This is a genomic window from Marinagarivorans cellulosilyticus (genome assembly GCF_021655555.1).
Classification (GTDB): Bacteria; Pseudomonadota; Gammaproteobacteria; order Pseudomonadales; family Cellvibrionaceae; genus Marinagarivorans; species Marinagarivorans cellulosilyticus.
Genome location: NZ_AP023086.1, coordinates 2,341,387 through 2,358,693 on the forward strand (window position 1 = coordinate 2,341,387; position 17,307 = coordinate 2,358,693).

Consider the following 17,307-nt stretch of genomic DNA (forward strand, 5'->3'; position numbering starts at 1 on the left):
TAAAAACGTGTGCGCGCATTAAGCATAAAAATAGGTAGCTAAACCTAAGAATGCAAAAAAGCCTACCACATCGGTAATGGTTGTTAGTGTAACGCCGCCGGCTAAGGCTGGGTCTATGCGCATGGCCTTTAGGCCAATTGGGAGTAGTGCGCCTGCCAGTGCTGCGGTAATAAGGTTAATAATCATCGCGGCGGCAATAATAAACGAGATCCGCCAATCGCCAAACCATAAACCGGCAATACCTGCCATGACTAAAGCCCATAATAGACCGTTGATAATGCCAACGCGCACTTCCCTGCTCATCAGCCAGCCTAAGTTATTGCGGCTAATATGGCCTAATGCCATGCCGCGAATCACGACGGTTAAAGTTTGCGAACCGGCAACGCCGCCCATGCTAGCTACGATGGGCATGAGTACTGCAAGCGCGACGACCTTATCAATGGTGTCTTGGAATAAATTAATGACGCTTGAGGCGAGTAGAGCGGTTATAAGGTTTATGCCAAGCCACAATGCTCGGCGGGGGGTTGTTCTTGCTGTGGTCGCGAACGTGTCTTCTTCTTCATCAAGACCTGCGGCACCCATAAATGAGTGATCGGCTGTTTCACGAATTACGTCGACTACGTCATCGATTGTGATTCGGCCAATAAGTTTGCCTTGCTCGTCAACAACAGGGGCTGATACCCAGTCGTTTTGTTCAAATAATTTCGCGACATCGCTTTCGTCTAAATCGGCTGATATAGGGTTTGCATCGGTTACCATCACTTCGCGCACAGTGGTATCACCGGGTTTTGTAAGCAGTGTTGCCAGCGGTAATAACCCGAGATACATATCTTTTTTATTGACGACAATCAGGCTGTCTGTTGATGGTGGCAATTCGTTGTGCCGGCGCAGGTAGCGCAGTACAACATCGAGTGTAAATTTTGGCCGGACGGTGATGGTATCGGTATTTGTTAAGCCGCCGGCGGTATTTTCTGGGTAGGCCAAAACCGCTGTTACGCGCTCGCGATCTTGATCGCTCATGGCTTCTAAAACTTGCTGAGTAATTTGGTCTGGCAAGTTTTGTAGAATATCAACGATGTCATCGGTTTCGAGAGTTTCTGTTAACTCAACGAGATCCTCGGTATTCATTTGCGCCAGGTAAAACGATTGAATATCTTCTGGCAGCTCTTCGATTAGTTCGGTGCGTGCGCTTTTACCAATAAGCTCCCATATCACGCTGCGTGTATGCGGCGGGGAGGATTCGATAACGCGCGCTAGTTGCACAGGCGTTAGCACGCGCAGCGAATGCTTAACCTGTTTTAGCGTGCCGCTTTGCAGTAGATTGTGAATATGGCCGAAATGTTTTTCGGTACTTGAGTGGCTATTGCTCTTTGGCATTGACTACAGCTCGATGGTCACGACGTGGCTACGCAAAGGTAGACGATTCGGCGCGCCTTTGTAGGCACGGCTATTATTAATTGCTGATATTGATTGGCGTAAAGCGAGTTTTTTATTCGTCCTCATCAAAGCGGTTGTTAATAAGCTCTACTACAGAGGCTACAGCGAGGTCAGCATCGCTACCTTCGGCAGTTATGGTAATGTCGGTTCCTTTACAAGCCGCCAAAAGCATAAGCGACATAATGCTTTTGGCATCAATCGCTTTGCCATTGCAGCTAACGGTAACTTTGCTACTGAATTGATTGGCTGTATTGGCTAGTTTGCTGGCTGCTCTTGCGTGTAGGCCTAGCTTGTTGCAAATCGTTGTTGTTTGTTCGCTCATTGTTTGGCCACTAAATGCGCTATGGGTTGCGCTTGTCCTGCTAATTGACGGTGACGCACTTGTACATTGCCATAGGTATTTTTAAACACTTTCGTCAGGTGTTCTGCCAAAAATACTGAGCGGTGCATGCCACCGGTACAGCCAATGGCAACAGTAAGGTAGCTTCGGTTATTGGCCTGAAAAGAGGGCAGCCACTTTGATAAATATGCAGCAATATCATCTGCCATTGCCATAACCTCGGGCTGTTCTGATAAGAAGGTCTGTACGGGCTCTTCTAGGCCGGTAAAACCTCTAAGCTCGGGTTTCCAAAATGGATTAGGCAAACAGCGCACATCAAAAACAAAGTCTGCATCTACTGGCATGCCGTATTTAAAACCAAAAGATTCAAAGCTTAAAGCGGCACTTTTACTGTCTTCGCCAACCACTTTTTTGCGAATCACACTGCGCAATTCGTGCAAGGTTAGAGTGCTGGTATCTAGCGTAATATCGGCAAGTGCGGCGACGGGTTCTAGAATGGCGCGCTCGCTATCGATAGCCTGCTGCAGGCCTGTTTTGTCGTTAGAGAGCGGGTGTTTGCGTCGTGTTTCGCTAAAGCGTTTAAGTAATACGGTATTGCTGGCGTCTAGGAAGATGGTGGTAAATTGTGAGGCCTCGAGCTGGCAGGCCTGGATAATGCTTGGGTATCGGCTTAAATCTCCACCAATATTGCGGGCATCAATACCTACGGCTAAAAACAATTTACCGTTATCCACGCTTTTCATTTGAGTGATTAATGCGGGTAGTAAGCTCACTGGCAGGTTGTCGATACAGGTATAGCCGCAATCTTCCAAAAGCTGTAAAGCCGTTGATTTGCCTGAGCCAGAGCGCCCGCTAACAACAACAAACTGCATGGTAACCTCCTCGTGAAATAATGGTAAACATGAAAATAGTCTGGCGCCACGGTTGGTCAATTAATTTTTTGCTTCACAGTGTAGAGTACAATTATGACCTTCAGGTGCCCTATAGCCGTTCTTTTAACTTTCTTTGAATGGCGCGACGGCTGCAGTGTATAGGGCATTATTGCTACCGGCACCGCGTAATGTTTTTGCGTAATCGGTGCCTTGCAGTGCCTCAGCCAGCGCAGCTAAATTTTGTAAATGATCGTTGTCTGCGTCCTCTGGGACTAGCATGGCAAAGATCAAATCAACCGGTGTGTTATCTACCGAGTCGAAATCAATGGCGTTATTGAGCGTCATTACGGCACAAATAGAAACGCCACCGGTTGGAAAACGGCAATGAGGGATGGCAATACCCTCGCCAATGCCGGTCGAGCCAAGCCTTTCTCGTGTAATTAATTGTTGGAACAAATCATCTGCTTTTAACGCAGGTACACTGCTGGATATTAATTCAGCCAGCGCCTCAAGGGCGCGCTTTTTACTGGTACATTCGGTGCCGCACAGTACACGGTTCGCCGATAGCATTTTCTCTAGTGGCATAGATAACTCAGCCTTATAGCACTTAAAGCCAACTATTATACAAGTTGCTTGCGCTCGTTCGAGGGTGGAATTTGTAATGATTCTCGGTATTTTGCAATGGTTCGTCGCGCAACCTTAATACCTTGATCGGCCAGTAATTCTGTAATTTTAGAGTCGCTTAAGGGTTTTCGGGTATTTTCGGCAGCGACTAATTTTTTAATAATGGCGCGAATGGCTGTAGATGAGCACTCGCCGCCGGATTCGGTTGCCACGTGGCTGGAAAAAAAGTATTTAAGCTCGAAAATACCTTGCGGAGTGTGCATGTATTTTTGTGTTGTTACGCGTGAAATTGTCGATTCATGCATTTCGACCATTTCGGCAACGTCATGCAAAACCATTGGCTTCATGCCTTCGGCACCATGCTCCAAGAAGCCCTGCTGGCGTTCGACAATACAAGTGGCAACCTTAAGCAGTGTTTCGTTGCGGCTTTGTAGGCTTTTTAAAAACCAGCGCGCTTCTTGTAGGTTGTCTTTTAAATAGGTGTTGTCGCTGCTGCTATCGGCACGCTTAACCAGTGAGGCGTAATCAGAGTTGATTTTTAATTTTGGCGCAATGTCTGGGTTAAGTTGCACTTGCCAGCGGTTATTAGCCTTTGTAACAAATACATCGGGTACGACATATTCAGTGCTTGATTCGCTGATGGCGTCGCCGGGTTTGGGGTTTAAGCTTTGAATTAAAGCAATAGCGGCTTGAAGCTCGGGTTCTTTGACTTTGAGCTTGCGCATTAATTGTTTGAAGTCGCGGCTGCCGAGTAGCGGCAGGTAATCGGCGACGAGCGCTTTGGCTGTGGCAAAGCCGGGGGTGGATTCCGGTAGTTGTAACAGTTGTAGGTACAGGCATTCGCTAATGTTACGGCTGGCAACCCCTGGTGGGTCAAACTGCTGTACGCGGCGCAATACGGCGGCGACTTCGTCGTCTTCAAGGTCGGGGAAGACTTTCTGCATGCCCTCGAAGATGTCGTCCAAGGTTTGGCTTAGCATGCCAGAAGGTTCGACTGCATCAATAATCGCGGTTGCAATCTCGCGGTCGGTATCGCTCATGGGCGTGAGGTTTAGTTGCCACATCAGGTGGTCTTGTAAGGTTTCGGCGCTGGCGTTGCGCGAGTCGTAATCGAAATCTTCGTTTTCGGGGCGCGATAGGCCGCTGCCACTCGAGCCGCTTTGGTAGATGTCGTCCCAGCTGGTATCAACCGCTAAATCTGTGGGGATATTTTCGCTCCAATCGTCGCTGGCGGCAGGCTCGTTGGCATCATTGGTATTTTCTGGACTTGTTTCGGCAGCTTTTACAGGCGTCTCGCTATCGGCGGGTAATTCTGATTGCGCATTGCTTGCGCGTTCGGCATCGCCGCTGCTATCGCTAGCACCACTGTCTTCAGTGACTTCTAGCATCGGGTTATTTTCAAGAGCTTCTTGAATTTCGTTTTGCAGATCGAGAGTCGAAAGTTGCAATAGGCGTATTGCCTGCTGCAACTGAGGCGTCATGGTCAGCTGAGTGCCGAGTTTGAGTTGCAAAGAGTGCTTCATCGAAGAATAAATCCATCAAGTTTTTTGCTCTGCACAAATTGAGAGCGTCTTAAAGTGATTGTAGTCATCCCTGCGATGTACTGCAATGGCCTGTAAAAGCAAACTTTAGGCCATATCGAAAAAATCTAATGGTTGCGTGCTAGCGCTCAAATCGTCTAATGAATATTGACTTAAAGCTTGAAGTCTTGCCCAAGGTAGACTTCCTTGACTTTCTCGTTTTCCAAGACCGTATCCGGCGACCCGGAAGCAATAATGTGGCCTTCACCTACGATGTAGGCTTGTTCGCAAATATCCAGTGTTTCGCGAACGTTGTGATCGGTAATTAGCACGCCTATACCTCGGTCCCGAAGGTGCGAAACAATATGCTTAATGTCGGAAACCGAAATAGGGTCTACTCCGGCAAAAGGTTCATCGAGCAAAATAAATTTTGGGTCGGCCGCTAAAGAGCGGGCGATTTCAACGCGGCGGCGCTCTCCACCGGACAGGGCCATGCCGAGGCTGTCTTTGATGTGGGTAATATGGAACTCTTCTAAGAGTTTATTGGCTTCTGCAATGCGGTCTTTGCGCTTGAGGTCTTTGCGGGTTTCTAAAATAGCTAGCAGGTTTTCGGTGACGGTCAGCTTCCTAAAAACGGAGGCCTCTTGTGGTAGGTAGCCTAAGCCCAATCTTGCGCGCTCGTGCATGGGCTTGCGGCTAACGTCTTTACCATCGATAAACACTTGCCCATGGTCGGCGCGCACTATGCCGGCAATCATGTAAAAACAGGTTGTTTTACCCGCGCCATTGGGGCCGAGCAAGCCGACAATTTGGTGGGTGTCTACACTCATGGAAACATCTAAAACGATTTTTCGGGCGCCATAGCTTTTGGCGAGGTTTTTTGCCTCAAGAGTGGCCATTATCGATTCCTGTTACTGCGCTTTGGTCGGGTGTGGTTGGCATATTTGGCGTTTCGCGCTTGTCGTCTAGCTGGCCTTGCGTGGCGTTTTCTGGGTTGGTCTGATTGCTTTTCGGATCGTTAACTTCACTATCGGGCAGTTCGCTGCGCAGTGCTTTGGGAGGAATAACCATGCGTACGCGGCCGCTATCTTTATTGTTGCTATCCGCTTTCACAACAGACTTGCGCACATCGTATTCAATCGTTGTTCCCGACAAGCTAGTCCCTTCTTGCTGAAGGGATGCACCTTCTAATAGCCGTAAGGTTTCTTGGTCGATGCGGTATTCCAATATGTTGGCCTTAGCGACTACCTTGCCGGCTTTATCGCTGGGCTTTTGTTGGTAGGCGGCAGGCTTGCCTTTGGCAATAATTTTGGTGACTTTATCTTTGGTGTTGTAAATCACAATTTCGTCGGCGTTAATACGCATCGAGCCTTGTGCCATTTCAACCTTGCCGGAGTAGGTGGTTGTGCCGGCTAGCTCGTCGCGCTCGGCGCTGTCTGCGTCGATGGTAATGGGTTGGCTGCGGTCGCTTTGCAGGGCGACGGCATTGGCGCCGACACACAGTAGTGTAGCGGCAACCATTTTACTGAATAGGTTCATGCTGTCCTCGCACGTTGGCCAGTAACTTGATGCGTTGGGTGATCATATCGACCTCTAAGCCGTCGGCATCAATAGTGCCGTTTGAGCTTTCGATATGTACATGCGCATCGGTGCTGATGCGTTTTTGGTGTGGGAAAATATCAATACTTTCGGTGCTGAGTTTTGTCGTGATGGTTGCCGCATCTTTTTCGGTTTGCCAAACTTCCACGTCATCCCACAAAATAAGCTTTTCTCCGTGCGCCATCACTTTGCCTTGTTTAGCGGTGACAAACCAAGGCTCGGGTTCGCCGTAGAGCGTCAATTTAGGTGCAGTAATCAGCATGTAATCTTCATCTGACGTGTTTTGGGTATCGGCGCGGAAGTGTTTGAGCGTAACGGCATCAAATTCGTAACTGAGCTGGCCGTTTTCGTCAAAGTGGCTGGTACGCGCATCGTGTAGCACGGCATAAGGAAACCGTTCAAACGGGGATTCGACTTTTGCGAGCGGGTTCAGTAGCTCAGGGCGGCTGTCCCATAGCAAAACGACTGTCATCGTAATTACGCAAATTAGCGAAATATAAACCCAGTTTTTCACTCGGCAGAACCTGTATAAAATTCGATAACAGCTTGGTATTTATCTTGTGCAATTAACAGTGCATCACAAGCTTCACGCACGGCGCCTTTGCCTCCGTGGCGGCTACTTTGCCAATGTGATCGGCTGAGTACTTCAGGGTGTCCATTGGGGACGGTAAGCGCAAGCCCTACTTGAGTCATAATCAGTAAATCGGGTAGGTCGTCTCCCATGTGGGCTATTTCTTCAAGGCGTGGTGGCGTTGGCATTGTGGCTAGCAATTCGTGCAGGGCTACCAATTTATCTTCTCGCCCTTGGGCGAGTAATGTTATGCCTAAGTCGGCACAGCGTTTTGCAACAATCGTGCTTTTGCGGCCGGTAATAACCGCAACCTGAATACCCGCGCGCAATAATAAACGAATGCCTTGGCCGTCGAGGGTGTTAAAGCTTTTTAATTCCTCGCCGGATTCGCTAAAAGTAATGCAGCCATCGCTTAAAATGCCATCAACGTCCAACACTAATAAGCTGATTTTTTTGGCGCGCGCTAATGCCGCGTTATTGAAAGTATTTGTCGTCATTACACCAGCCCTGCGCGTAGTAAGTCGTGAAGGTGTAGGACACCAAGAATATGATTTTTATCATCGGCAACAACCAATGTTGTAATTTTGCGCTCTTCCATCGTTTCGAGCGCCTGAATAGCCAGAGTTTCGGCGCTGGTTGTTTGCGGTTTTTTTGTCATGATTTCGCCAATACAGGCATTGCTAATATTGGCGCCAGTATCGATTGCACGTCGTAAATCACCGTCGGTAAATATGCCAAGCAGTTTGTGCTGCGGGTCGACTACGGTAGTCATGCCAAGCCCTTTACTGCTCATGATGGCCAGAGTTTCGGTGAGTGGCGTATCGGGTGTAACGGCAGGGATTTCTCCGTCGCTACGCATAACGTCTTGTACCCGCAGCAACAAACGGCGCCCAAGGGTGCCGCCGGGGTGCGAGCGAGCAAAATCGTCGCGAGTAAATTGCCTTGCCTCGAGTAGTGCAACTGCGAGCGCATCACCCATTACCATTGCAACGGTGGTGCTGGCGGTAGGAGCTAAATTGAGTGGGCAAGCTTCTTTTTCGACGCTGGCGTCAAGTACGATATCGGCCCCTTTCGCTAATGCTGAGTCGGTATTGCCAACCATGCTAATAACGGTAATGTCTTGGCGTTTTAAGGCTGGGAGTAACGCTAAAATTTCTGCCGAGTTGCCAGAATTTGATAGTGTTAAAACGATGTCGTCTTTGGTGATCATACCTAGATCGCCATGGCTGGCTTCTGCTGGGTGAACAAAAAACGCGGGTGTGCCAGTACTCGCCAGTGTGGCAGCAATTTTTTTCCCGACATGCCCTGATTTTCCTACGCCCATAACGACTATTCGCCCTTTACAATAGAATAGGCGCTCGCAAGCTTGTGCAAAATTGTCATCAATTTTGTGGCTCAATGCGTTTACGGCATCTTGCTCGATAGTGACGGTGCTTTTACCAGCGTCGATAAATTGCTGTGGCGTTGTTTTATGGCTCATAAGACATCATGGCATTTTTAAGTATTAATTAGCGCGGTGGATAATTCACTGTTGCAGTGTTACTGCGCCGTCGTTTGATACAGTATTACATAGTAACCAGCATAAAGGCCTAGCATGGAAAGGCCAAATGGCCAGCCGATACCGGCCTTGCTTTTATCTGCCCTAAACAAAAAGGCGGCTGCCATTCCTAGTGCTAATAACAACGTTAGCCCTGCCATGCTGGCATAGTCGCGCGAAAATGCAGCAGGGTCTATTTGAGTTGTTTGAATAAGCCCAGGCACCGCCATGACTGCTAATAAATTAAAAATATTGGAGCCAATGATATTACCCAGTGCAATATCGTGATGGCCTTTAAGGGCGCTCATAACTGATGCGGCTAATTCTGGCAGGCTTGTACCAATAGCAATAACGGTTAGCCCAACAATTAGTGGGCTTACGCCAAATGCGAGTGCGGTGGTTTCGGCGCCGAATACAAGAAGCTCGGCGCTACCAATTAAAACGGCAAGGCCAATGACAAACCATAACCAAGCTTGGCCTTTTGACATGTCGGGGATTTCTTCTTCCTCGGCAACAACTTCGCCTGGCGTTAGGTCGCGGGTTTTGGCCCGAATAATAAAAAGCATTACTGGAATCAGCAGCCCTGCGAGAATAACACCGTCGACCCAAGTGAGTTTGGCATCGTATAAGACAAACCCCGCCGCTGCGGTCACTAATAAAAGTACTGGCAGCTCGCAGGTGAGTAGGTGTTTTTGTATGGGTAGGCGAGCAATTAACGCCGTGGCGCCGAGTACCATGCCGATATTGGCTAGGTTAGAACCTAATGCGTTGCCAACAGCAAGGTCGCCGGCACCTCTTAAAGCTGCGCTAAGCGAGACCATGACTTCTGGCGCTGAAGTGCCGAGTGATACGATGGTTAAACCAATAATTAAAGGGGATAGGCCTGCAAGTTTGGCGATGGCTGCACTGGCGCCAACAAAGCGATCGGCGCTCCAAACCAAACCAACAAAACCCGCAAGAATGGCAAGCGCGGCGGGCAGTAATTCTGGCATGTCTATCTCCTAGACTGAATAACACAAGTAAATGGGCGCACATGTTACTGGTCGGCGCATGTAATGTCAGCTATTCAAAAGACAAACCTTGCAAAGGCCAAGTGGCTTTTTCTGAATGGATGTAAACTTTGCCTTGAAGATGTGTTCCAATGCGCGTGTTTGGGTTGTGTTCATTTTAAGTGGCGTAGACTGCTTGGTGGTAAGCGACTTTCATTTGAATTAAAAATAGGAGAAGGAAAATGGCGGCTGTATGTCGGTCTTTGGTGGTTTTGGTGGCGAGTTTGTGGGGGACATTGGTTTTTGCGGAGGCGACTCCTAAACCGGCTGCCGAGCAAGCGCTTACAGCACATGAGGTTGTTGCGGCGGTGACTGATGAAACGGTTGCGTTTATCAATAGTCGTAAAGATTTACTCAAAAAAGATCCCGATGCGTACTATAGCAAAGTGTCGGCTTTGCTCGAGCCGGTTGTTGCCTTTGAATATATTGCCAAGGTGGTGATGGCTAATCACTATAAAGGTGCAAGCGAAGCTCAGCGAGAGCGCTTTGCCGTTGTCTTTAAAACAACAATGGTTGAAACCTTTGCTAAGGGCATGGCGAACTATTCCGATTTTGATATTGCCGTTATTCCCCCCGAGAAAAAAACCGATGGTCAGCGTAAGGTTGAAGTAATTCAAGAGGTCAAGAGTAAAGATGGCACCCATGTGGTTTCTTACACAATGGCGCAAAGCAAGAGCGGCGAGTGGAAGCTAATCAACGTAGTACTCAATGGTATTAACTTAGGTAAAAGCTTTCGTGACCAGTTTGCGCAAGCGATGCGACAGTACAATAACGATGTTGATAAAGTGATCGCCGGCTGGGGGCAATCGTCGAGTTAATCGGGTGCGAATAGCGCTAAACGCACTTTCTGGCTATAGCGTAGATGCACGACGCGCTGGTTTTGATTAAACTAGCGCGTTTTTTGCGAGCGCTTACAGGCTTTTACCGATCCAGGTAGATAGCAAAACTGTTGGCAGCGTTACTGGATAGGTGGTTTATGCAAGTTGAAAATGTAAAGGCGCTAATTGATCAAGCGATTGCCGGCTGTGATGTTGAGGTGACAATTGACGGGAGCCACGTGCACTTGATAGTCGTCAGTAAGGCGTTTGAAGGCTTGAATGCTGTTAAGCGACAACAGCTGGTATACGGCGCTTTGAACGATGTTATTGCGAGCGGCGAAATACACGCTGTACACATGAAAACCTATACACCCGCCGAGCGGCCTTCTCAAGCATAGGGCGTAATGCTCGGATACCCTTCATGGATAAATTATTAATTACCGGAGGCGGCAGCCTCAGCGGTGAAATTCGCATTTCTGGCTCTAAAAATGCTGCACTGCCCATTATGGCAGCGACATTGCTGGCCGATACGCCAGTGCATTTGTTTAACCTTCCGCACTTAAACGATATCACCACAATGTTGGCGTTACTGCGTTGTATGGGCGTGGGTATTACGATTACCGAACGCATGACGGTCGAGATTGATATTAGCACCATGACAGAATATGAAGCACCGTATGATTTAGTGCGTACGATGCGGGCCTCTATTTTGGTACTTGGCCCTATGCTTGCCCGCTTTGGCAAGGCTGATGTTTCTTTCCCTGGCGGCTGTGCCATTGGAAGCCGCCCTGTTGATATCCACCTGAAAGGGCTGGAGGCAATGGGCGCCACAATTGAGGTAGACGGCGGTTATATTCGTGCTCGTGCGCCAGAGGGCCTTAAAGGTGCGCATATTTTTATGGATGTTGTGACAGTCGGCGGTACAGAAAACTTGCTGATGGCGGCTACTTTGGCAAAAGGTAAAACCGTTCTTGAAAATGCCGCTCGCGAGCCAGAGATTGTTGATCTTGCGAACTTTTTGGTGGCTATGGGAGCAAAAATTGAAGGCATAGGTTCTGACCGCTTAACGGTATACGGTGTTGAGCGCTTAGAAGGTTGCAGCTACTCAGTAATGCCAGACCGCATTGAGACAGGGACATACCTTGTTGCGGCTGCCGCGACGCGAGGCCGTATCAGGTTGCGTGATACGCAAGCAAATATTCTTGATGCTGTGCTGATGAAGCTAGAAGAAGCCGGTGCACATATTACTTCGGGCGACGATTGGATTGAGTTGGATATGAAGGGGCAGCGGCCAAAGGCGGTTAGTTTAAAAACCGCCCCTTACCCTGCGTTTCCTACAGATATGCAATCGCAGTTTACCGCGATGAATGCCGTTGCAGAGGGTACCGGCACGGTGGTTGAAACCATTTTTGAAAATCGCTTGATTCAGGTGCATGAATTAAACCGAATGGGAGCCGATATCACGCTAGAAGGTAATACCTGCATTATTCGTGGGGTCGAGCGTTTGAAGGCTGCGCCGGTTATGGCTAGCGACTTGCGTGCGTCCGCAAGCTTAGTTATTGCAGGTTTGGTTGCTGATGGCGACACTCTAGTTGACCGGATCTACCATATCGATCGCGGTTATGAATGTATCGAAGAGAAAATACAAGCGCTCGGCGGTACTATTCGTCGCGTGGTAGAAGGCTAGTTATCGATCAGGGCAGTACTTGCTGCGCCTTGGCGTGTATCAATAAAATCGTAGGGGGTACCCCTATTCGAGGATGTTATGTCACAGTTGACGATTGCGCTAACAAAAGGGCGCATATTAAAAGAAACATTGCCGTTGTTTGCGGCTGCAGGTATCGAGCCCTTAGAAGATATTAGCAAAAGCCGTAAGTTAACCTTTGAGACAACCTCGCCTGATGTGCGCTTTTTGATTTTACGTGGTGTAGACGTGCCAACCTATGTCGAATTTGGTGCGGCAGATGTGGGTGTTTCAGGTAAAGATATGTTAATGGAGCACGGCGGCAATAGCTTTTACGAGCCGCTCGATCTTAATATTGCGCGCTGCCGCTTGATGACGGCAGGAATGAAAGGCCGAGAGCTACCCAAAGGGCGCCTCAAAATAGCGACTAAGTTCGTTAATATTGCTAAGCGTTACTACGCCGAGCAGGGGCGCCAGGTTGATGTCATTAAGTTATACGGTGCAATGGAATTAGCGCCCGTGCTGGGTTTGGCGGATGAAATCGTCGATATCGTTGATACTGGCAATACTTTGATTGCCAATGGCTTGGAGGCTAGAGAGGAAATTGCCACTGTCAGCTCTCGGCTGATTGTCAATAAAGCCAGCATGAAAATGAAGCATCATCAAATTGATGCGTTGATTGATGCGGTGGCTTCGGCGGTGGGTGAGCTGGCGGCGTAAATCTTGTGCGATTGCAAGCCCATTAGGCTGTTATTTTTACAATATAGGTGAGTTGTCGCTCAAATCCTTGTCGAGCTTCCGACTTTGGTACTTGCGTCCTTGAGAGTTAGTGAGCTATTACCTATTATCCCTCCTTTTTTGGGTATGCATAATTCATATACTGATGAGTTTTGTTTTTTGTAGCCCTATCAATTAACGATGTACCGTTTCGTTGGAGGGAAAGTCATGTCTAGTACCACTCTTAAGCAGCTTATAGCGCGACATTGGCGCGTAGCTGCGTTGGCGTCAGCGTCTGTGGGTTTATCTGCTTGTGTCGCAACAACCACACCTGAAAGTTCAAGTAGTGCAATGGAGTCGTCAAGCTCTGTTGTTAATAGCTCTTCTAGTGTTGTATCCAGCAGTTCATCTATTAGCTCATCTAGCGTGGCGCAGTCGAGTAGCTCGCTTGCCGCTAGCTCGTCAAGTGAGCCTGAGGTATTGGGTGAAATTATTCCTCGTACCTCTTGCCCTAGCGCTCCGCCAGAAAGTAAGCCTGTCGACCTTGCAAATGTTGGACCTTATGATTTAACGATATCTAAAGACGAATATGTCGCTATGCTCGAAGACAAGGGGGTCTTTGATGGAACGGAGTGGGATCTGCCGTGGCATATGTGGGAGCCTGCTCAAGCGACGAGTAGCGATGAGCTGTTTCCTTTAATTATTTCATTGCATGGCGCATGGGCTGGCGAGCCGGGAGGGAATGAAAGCGGGCCGGGTAGTATTCTTGTGGATGGGGTTCCTTATATGTTGGGGTCCAGTAATGGGCTTTTGACGGAGGCTAATCAAGCTGCTTTCCCAACTTACATGATTTTCCCGCATTGCCTTCAAAGCGAAGGTTGTCACTGGAGTTTAGGGCATGAATGGGCTGCTAACTCCAGAGCTAACTTCCAGTTAGGTGATAGTCCGTCACGTGTAATGTCTTCTGTTCTTGAGTTGGTTCAGCATATGGTGGATACCTATCAGGTCGATCCTGCGCGCATATATGTAACAGGGGTCTCTATGGGTGGCGGTGGCACTTGGGATATGGTGGCTAGGCACCCTGAATTATTGGCTGCGGCTATTCCCTTGGCTGGTCACACCCCAGCTGTTGATCAACTTAATGTCGCAGTGGAGTCTAAGCTCCCAATTTGGGCTCATGGCGGGCAAAACGACTTTAATAACAGGTTCCAAGATACAGTGAATGCTGTTAACAAAATTCACAATGATGGGGGTTGTGCTTGGGTTGCGGGTTATGACGGCTATCAGCGTGAAGATCAGGAGAGTATGAAAGCCCATGGTCACTCATTGTGGCAGCGGGTCTATCTAAACCCTGATTTATGGCCTTGGTTGTTTGCTCAGAAGCAACCGCGAGAAGGAGAGGTTCAGACTTCGTCTTCGCAGTCCTCGGCGGGTCAGTCTAGTAGTGCGCCTAGTGCTCAAGGGTGCGATGGAGCTGGTTATTGCAATGATTTTGATGACATTGAGGTTGTTCCGGATAACTTAAAGAAGGCTGCATGTACAAATAACGCCTTTGCTGAGCCGCAATTTAGTATTGTTCAGGGGAGCACTGGTAATGCCGTAAAAGTGGAAACTAAGCAGGCTTACTGTAGTGGTTGGCTGGCTGCTCCAGGTGTCGAAAATATGGATAAGTTTTTTGTTAAGTTTGATATCAATGTCACTGACCCTAAGGGGAATTTACGTTGGTTTTTGCTTCTTGAAAATTCGGCTAGTCAAACAGATACGGATAAATCCATGCGCTTGCGGTTGCCTCAGCACGCAGCGACTGATTACCTAAATTGGAATATTGGAAATCCTGAAAGTGATACTCCAAAAGTCTATGATGGCGGCCCTAACGGTCAGCAGGCTAGGGATGCTTCGTTTAAGTATGCTTATAATCAATGGAATTGCATGGAGGTGATGGTCGATAAGGTTGGGCGTGAAATTGGGCTTTGGGTTAATGGTGTCAGGCTTGATGGCCTAACAATTGATGAAAACCCCAGTACTCCTTTTGATGCTCAGTGGCCGGATTCTCTTCGAAATTTTGATATTACTGGCGTTAATATAGGGATGCATGAAGGTTCTGCTCTGATTGATAATCTTGTTGTATCTAGTGTGCCGGTTGGTTGTAACTAGGCTCCTTAAAATTACAGTCTTTTAAAGCCGCGCATTGCGCGGCTTTTTGCGTTTATTGGTCTGTGGATTACAATTTGGTTTTTGGTAAAAGGTTTATTTCGTGTCTATACCTCACTCAGTTTTAACACCGCAGCAGCGCTACCAGCAGGATTTGTCTCTTGAGGGGTTTGTGGCGGATAGTGCGCAAGTTTTGGCGGTTGAGGCGTTAGATGGCCTGTGTGAGCGCTTGCTTGCTGCACCCAAGCAAAGCTTTGTGCACCGTCTATTTAAGAGGCCGCAAGAGCCGGTAAAAGGCCTGTATTTATGGGGAGGTGTGGGGCGCGGTAAAACGTATCTAATGGATCTCTTTTTTGACGCTTTACCATTTGAGCAAAAAATGCGCACGCATTTCCACCGTTTTATGCGTCGTGTTCATGATGAGTTGGCAGCCTTCGCTGGAGAGAAAAACCCGCTCGAAAAAGTGGCAGAGAAAATCGCAGCGCAGGCCCGCGTGATTTGCTTTGATGAGTTTTTTGTTACCGATATTACCGATGCAATGCTTTTAGCGGGCTTGCTTGATGCCCTGTTTATGAGGGGAGTGACTTTGGTGGCAACCTCAAATATTGCTCCGCAGGGGTTGTACGAAAATGGCTTGCAGCGCAGCAATTTTCTCCCGGCTATTGATTTGCTGCTCAAAAATACCACCGTTTTAAATGTTGATGGCGGTGTCGATTATCGTCTGCGGCTACTTAAGCAGGCTTCGCTTTATTATGTTCCGCATAATGAAGTGGCGAGGCAAGCTATGTCTGCGAGTTTTGAGCGTCTAGCTCCCGATGCAGTAAAAAAAGAGGTGGGTGCCGTTTTGATGATCGAAGGGCGTCCGATTAAGTCTGTGCAAGTGGCCGAGGATGTAGCTTGGTTCAGCTTTAAGGCGTTGTGCGACGGGCCGCGTTCGCAGCGAGATTACATTGAGCTTGCGCGTGAGTTCCATGCGGTGATTGTTTCTGATGTGCCTGAGCTTGGTGTGGCCAATGATGATCAAGCTCGTCGCTTTATCTATATGGTGGACGAGTTTTATGATCGCGGCGTGAAATTGGTTGTCTCTGCTGCAAGGCCTATTGCCGGATTGTACAAAGAAGGCGGCCGCTTGGCATTTGAGTTTCAGCGCACCCAAAGTCGTTTGCTTGAGATGCAAAGCGAGGAGTATTTGGCGCGGGCTCATAAGCCCTAGATTTATGTTGTCGAATTCGCTTGTTTTTTGTATTTCCCTCCTATAGAATCCGCGCTCCTTTTTTGACTGTTCTTTGGGCAGTCTGCCGCGCAGGACGCGCAGCTTGTTTCGTTAGTCATTGGCTAAGCGAAACTTGGAGGCGGTATTTGGAATGGTACCTAAGCCTCTTGTAACGCTTGGTGATAATGTTCTATTGCCAAGTTTTAAATATTTGTACCCATACGTTTGAAGGCCTAAAACATGAAGACATACAGTGCCAAACCTGAAACAGTAAAACGTGACTGGTACGTTATCGATGCAGCTGGCAAAACTCTTGGACGCATGTCCTCTGAGATTGCGCACCGTTTACGCGGTAAGCACAAGCCAGAATTTACCCCGCATGTAGATACCGGCGATTACATTGTTGTAATCAATGCCGAGAAAGTACATGTTACCGGTAATAAAGCAAAAGATAAGCAGTACTATCACCACACCGGTTACATCGGTGGCATCAAGTCAATCAGCTTTGAAAAGTTAATTGCCAAAGCCCCTGAAAGTGCAATCCAAATTGCGGTTAAAGGCATGTTGCCTAAAGGCCCACTTGGTCGCGCGATGTTCAAGAAGCTGAAAGTATACGCCGGTGAGTCTCACCCGCATTCAGCCCAACAACCACAAGAGCTTAACATTTAACGGAAGCTGATTATGTCTGCTGAACAATTCTACGGTACGGGTCGTCGTAAAACTTCGACCGCACGTGTATTCATCACTCAAGGTAGCGGCAATATCGTCGTTAACGGTCGTGGCTTGGACGAGTATTTTGGTCGTCAAGTAGCCCGCATGATCGTACGCCAGCCTCTTGAGTTGTTGGATTTTTCAGAAAAATTTGATGTGAATGTCACTGTTAAAGGTGGTGGTAGCTTCGGTCAGGCGGGTGCGATCCGTCACGGCCTTACCCGTGCCTTGATGGCGTATGATGAGTCTACTCGTGGCGACTTGCGTAAAGCAGGTTACGTTACGCGTGACGCACGTGAAGTTGAGCGTAAGAAAGTGGGTCTTCGCAAAGCGCGTAAGAAACCACAATTTTCAAAGCGTTAATTTCCTTCGCAGCTTTGTGCTGTATTTGGAATATCAAAACCCGAGCTTGCTCGGGTTTTTTTATGGTTGATGGTTTTTTAGTGCGGATCGCAAATTGATGC

19 protein-coding genes are annotated in these 17,307 nt (G+C 48.3%); 8 read left to right on the forward strand and 11 right to left on the reverse strand.

What is annotated here, in order from left to right; genetic code table 11:
- Positions 1–18: 18 nt before the first annotated feature.
- From mgtE to MARGE09_RS09265, 11 genes are all read right to left on the reverse strand, one after another.
- Positions 19–1,377, reverse strand: a complete 1,359-nt coding sequence (gene mgtE, locus MARGE09_RS09215) for a magnesium transporter (RefSeq protein ID WP_236987041.1) — start codon at positions 1,375–1,377, stop codon at positions 19–21.
- A gap of 112 nt (positions 1,378–1,489) precedes the next feature.
- Positions 1,490–1,759, reverse strand: coding sequence for an HPr family phosphocarrier protein (locus tag MARGE09_RS09220; protein WP_236987042.1), 270 nt, complete (start codon positions 1,757–1,759; stop codon positions 1,490–1,492).
- Positions 1,756–2,649 carry an RNase adapter RapZ gene (gene rapZ, locus MARGE09_RS09225; RefSeq protein WP_236987043.1) on the reverse strand — a complete coding sequence of 298 codons (894 nt, stop codon included), beginning with the start codon at positions 2,647–2,649 and terminating at the stop codon, positions 1,756–1,758. Before rapZ ends, MARGE09_RS09220 begins: the two co-directional genes overlap by 4 nt.
- A 123-nt stretch (positions 2,650–2,772) precedes the next feature.
- Positions 2,773–3,234, reverse strand: a complete 462-nt coding sequence (locus tag MARGE09_RS09230) for a PTS sugar transporter subunit IIA (protein WP_236987044.1) — start codon at positions 3,232–3,234, stop codon at positions 2,773–2,775.
- A gap of 35 nt (positions 3,235–3,269) precedes the next feature.
- Positions 3,270–4,796 carry an RNA polymerase factor sigma-54 gene (locus MARGE09_RS09235; protein WP_236987045.1) on the reverse strand — a complete coding sequence of 509 codons (1,527 nt, stop codon included), beginning with the start codon at positions 4,794–4,796 and terminating at the stop codon, positions 3,270–3,272.
- Between the two features lie 170 nt (positions 4,797–4,966).
- Positions 4,967–5,692, reverse strand: coding sequence for an LPS export ABC transporter ATP-binding protein (gene lptB / locus MARGE09_RS09240; protein ID WP_236987046.1), 726 nt, complete (start codon positions 5,690–5,692; stop codon positions 4,967–4,969).
- Positions 5,679–6,332, reverse strand: a complete 654-nt coding sequence (lptA, locus tag MARGE09_RS09245; protein WP_236987047.1) for a lipopolysaccharide transport periplasmic protein LptA — start codon at positions 6,330–6,332, stop codon at positions 5,679–5,681. The genes lptB and lptA overlap by 14 nt, the downstream gene beginning before the upstream one ends.
- On the reverse strand, positions 6,316–6,906 hold the full coding sequence (gene lptC / locus MARGE09_RS09250; RefSeq protein ID WP_236987048.1) for an LPS export ABC transporter periplasmic protein LptC: 591 nt from the start codon (positions 6,904–6,906) through the stop codon (positions 6,316–6,318). Before lptC ends, lptA begins: the two co-directional genes overlap by 17 nt.
- On the reverse strand, positions 6,903–7,460 hold the full coding sequence (locus MARGE09_RS09255) for a KdsC family phosphatase (protein ID WP_236987049.1): 558 nt from the start codon (positions 7,458–7,460) through the stop codon (positions 6,903–6,905). The genes lptC and MARGE09_RS09255 overlap by 4 nt, the downstream gene beginning before the upstream one ends.
- Complete coding sequence (locus MARGE09_RS09260) at positions 7,460–8,443, reverse strand: KpsF/GutQ family sugar-phosphate isomerase (protein WP_236987050.1); 984 nt, start codon at positions 8,441–8,443, stop codon at positions 7,460–7,462. Before MARGE09_RS09260 ends, MARGE09_RS09255 begins: the two co-directional genes overlap by 1 nt.
- Positions 8,444–8,502: 59 nt before the next feature.
- The gene (locus MARGE09_RS09265; RefSeq protein ID WP_236987051.1) at positions 8,503–9,492 is read right to left on the reverse strand and encodes a calcium/sodium antiporter; all 990 of its coding nucleotides are present in this window, start codon (positions 9,490–9,492) and stop codon (positions 8,503–8,505) included.
- A gap of 239 nt (positions 9,493–9,731) precedes the next feature.
- Here MARGE09_RS09265 and MARGE09_RS09270 point away from each other — a divergent pair, with 239 nt between their 5' ends.
- From MARGE09_RS09270 to rpsI, 8 genes are all read left to right on the forward strand, one after another.
- The gene (locus tag MARGE09_RS09270; protein WP_236987052.1) at positions 9,732–10,367 is read left to right on the forward strand and encodes an MlaC/ttg2D family ABC transporter substrate-binding protein; all 636 of its coding nucleotides are present in this window, start codon (positions 9,732–9,734) and stop codon (positions 10,365–10,367) included.
- Between the two features lie 158 nt (positions 10,368–10,525).
- Positions 10,526–10,765: a BolA family protein gene (locus tag MARGE09_RS09275; protein ID WP_236987053.1), complete on the forward strand. Its 240-nt coding sequence runs from the start codon at positions 10,526–10,528 to the stop codon at positions 10,763–10,765.
- A gap of 23 nt (positions 10,766–10,788) precedes the next feature.
- Positions 10,789–12,054, forward strand: coding sequence for a UDP-N-acetylglucosamine 1-carboxyvinyltransferase (murA, locus tag MARGE09_RS09280; protein WP_236987054.1), 1,266 nt, complete (start codon positions 10,789–10,791; stop codon positions 12,052–12,054).
- A 78-nt stretch (positions 12,055–12,132) separates the two neighbouring features.
- On the forward strand, positions 12,133–12,771 hold the full coding sequence (gene hisG, locus MARGE09_RS09285) for an ATP phosphoribosyltransferase (protein WP_236987055.1): 639 nt from the start codon (positions 12,133–12,135) through the stop codon (positions 12,769–12,771).
- A 225-nt stretch (positions 12,772–12,996) separates the two neighbouring features.
- Positions 12,997–14,922, forward strand: a complete 1,926-nt coding sequence (locus MARGE09_RS09290) for a carboxylesterase family protein (RefSeq protein WP_236987056.1) — start codon at positions 12,997–12,999, stop codon at positions 14,920–14,922.
- A 100-nt stretch (positions 14,923–15,022) separates the two neighbouring features.
- Positions 15,023–16,132: a cell division protein ZapE gene (gene zapE, locus MARGE09_RS09295; protein ID WP_236987057.1), complete on the forward strand. Its 1,110-nt coding sequence runs from the start codon at positions 15,023–15,025 to the stop codon at positions 16,130–16,132.
- Positions 16,133–16,372: 240 nt separating this feature from the next.
- Positions 16,373–16,801 (forward strand): 50S ribosomal protein L13, encoded by a 429-nt coding sequence (gene rplM, locus MARGE09_RS09300; RefSeq protein WP_236987058.1) that lies wholly within the window; start codon positions 16,373–16,375, stop codon positions 16,799–16,801.
- A 12-nt stretch (positions 16,802–16,813) separates the two neighbouring features.
- The gene (gene rpsI, locus MARGE09_RS09305; RefSeq protein ID WP_236987059.1) at positions 16,814–17,206 is read left to right on the forward strand and encodes a 30S ribosomal protein S9; all 393 of its coding nucleotides are present in this window, start codon (positions 16,814–16,816) and stop codon (positions 17,204–17,206) included.
- Positions 17,207–17,307 lie beyond the last annotated feature (101 nt).

Coding starts and splice junctions, on each gene's coding strand:
- MARGE09_RS09230 (WP_236987044.1), bottom strand. CDS start 3,234: ATGCCACTAGAGAAAATGCTATCGGCGAACCGTGTACTGTGCGGCACC.
- MARGE09_RS09260 (WP_236987050.1), bottom strand. CDS start 8,443: ATGAGCCATAAAACAACGCCACAGCAATTTATCGACGCTGGTAAAAGC.
- rapZ (WP_236987043.1), bottom strand. CDS start 2,649: ATGCAGTTTGTTGTTGTTAGCGGGCGCTCTGGCTCAGGCAAATCAACG.
- MARGE09_RS09255 (WP_236987049.1), bottom strand. CDS start 7,460: ATGACGACAAATACTTTCAATAACGCGGCATTAGCGCGCGCCAAAAAA.
- rplM (WP_236987058.1), top strand. CDS start 16,373: ATGAAGACATACAGTGCCAAACCTGAAACAGTAAAACGTGACTGGTAC.
- lptB (WP_236987046.1), bottom strand. CDS start 5,692: ATGGCCACTCTTGAGGCAAAAAACCTCGCCAAAAGCTATGGCGCCCGA.
- MARGE09_RS09220 (WP_236987042.1), bottom strand. CDS start 1,759: ATGAGCGAACAAACAACAACGATTTGCAACAAGCTAGGCCTACACGCA.
- lptA (WP_236987047.1), bottom strand. CDS start 6,332: ATGAACCTATTCAGTAAAATGGTTGCCGCTACACTACTGTGTGTCGGC.
- murA (WP_236987054.1), top strand. CDS start 10,789: ATGGATAAATTATTAATTACCGGAGGCGGCAGCCTCAGCGGTGAAATT.
- MARGE09_RS09275 (WP_236987053.1), top strand. CDS start 10,526: ATGCAAGTTGAAAATGTAAAGGCGCTAATTGATCAAGCGATTGCCGGC.
- MARGE09_RS09235 (WP_236987045.1), bottom strand. CDS start 4,796: ATGAAGCACTCTTTGCAACTCAAACTCGGCACTCAGCTGACCATGACG.
- mgtE (WP_236987041.1), bottom strand. CDS start 1,377: ATGCCAAAGAGCAATAGCCACTCAAGTACCGAAAAACATTTCGGCCAT.
- hisG (WP_236987055.1), top strand. CDS start 12,133: ATGTCACAGTTGACGATTGCGCTAACAAAAGGGCGCATATTAAAAGAA.
- rpsI (WP_236987059.1), top strand. CDS start 16,814: ATGTCTGCTGAACAATTCTACGGTACGGGTCGTCGTAAAACTTCGACC.
- MARGE09_RS09270 (WP_236987052.1), top strand. CDS start 9,732: ATGGCGGCTGTATGTCGGTCTTTGGTGGTTTTGGTGGCGAGTTTGTGG.
- MARGE09_RS09265 (WP_236987051.1), bottom strand. CDS start 9,492: ATGCCAGAATTACTGCCCGCCGCGCTTGCCATTCTTGCGGGTTTTGTT.
- MARGE09_RS09290 (WP_236987056.1), top strand. CDS start 12,997: ATGTCTAGTACCACTCTTAAGCAGCTTATAGCGCGACATTGGCGCGTA.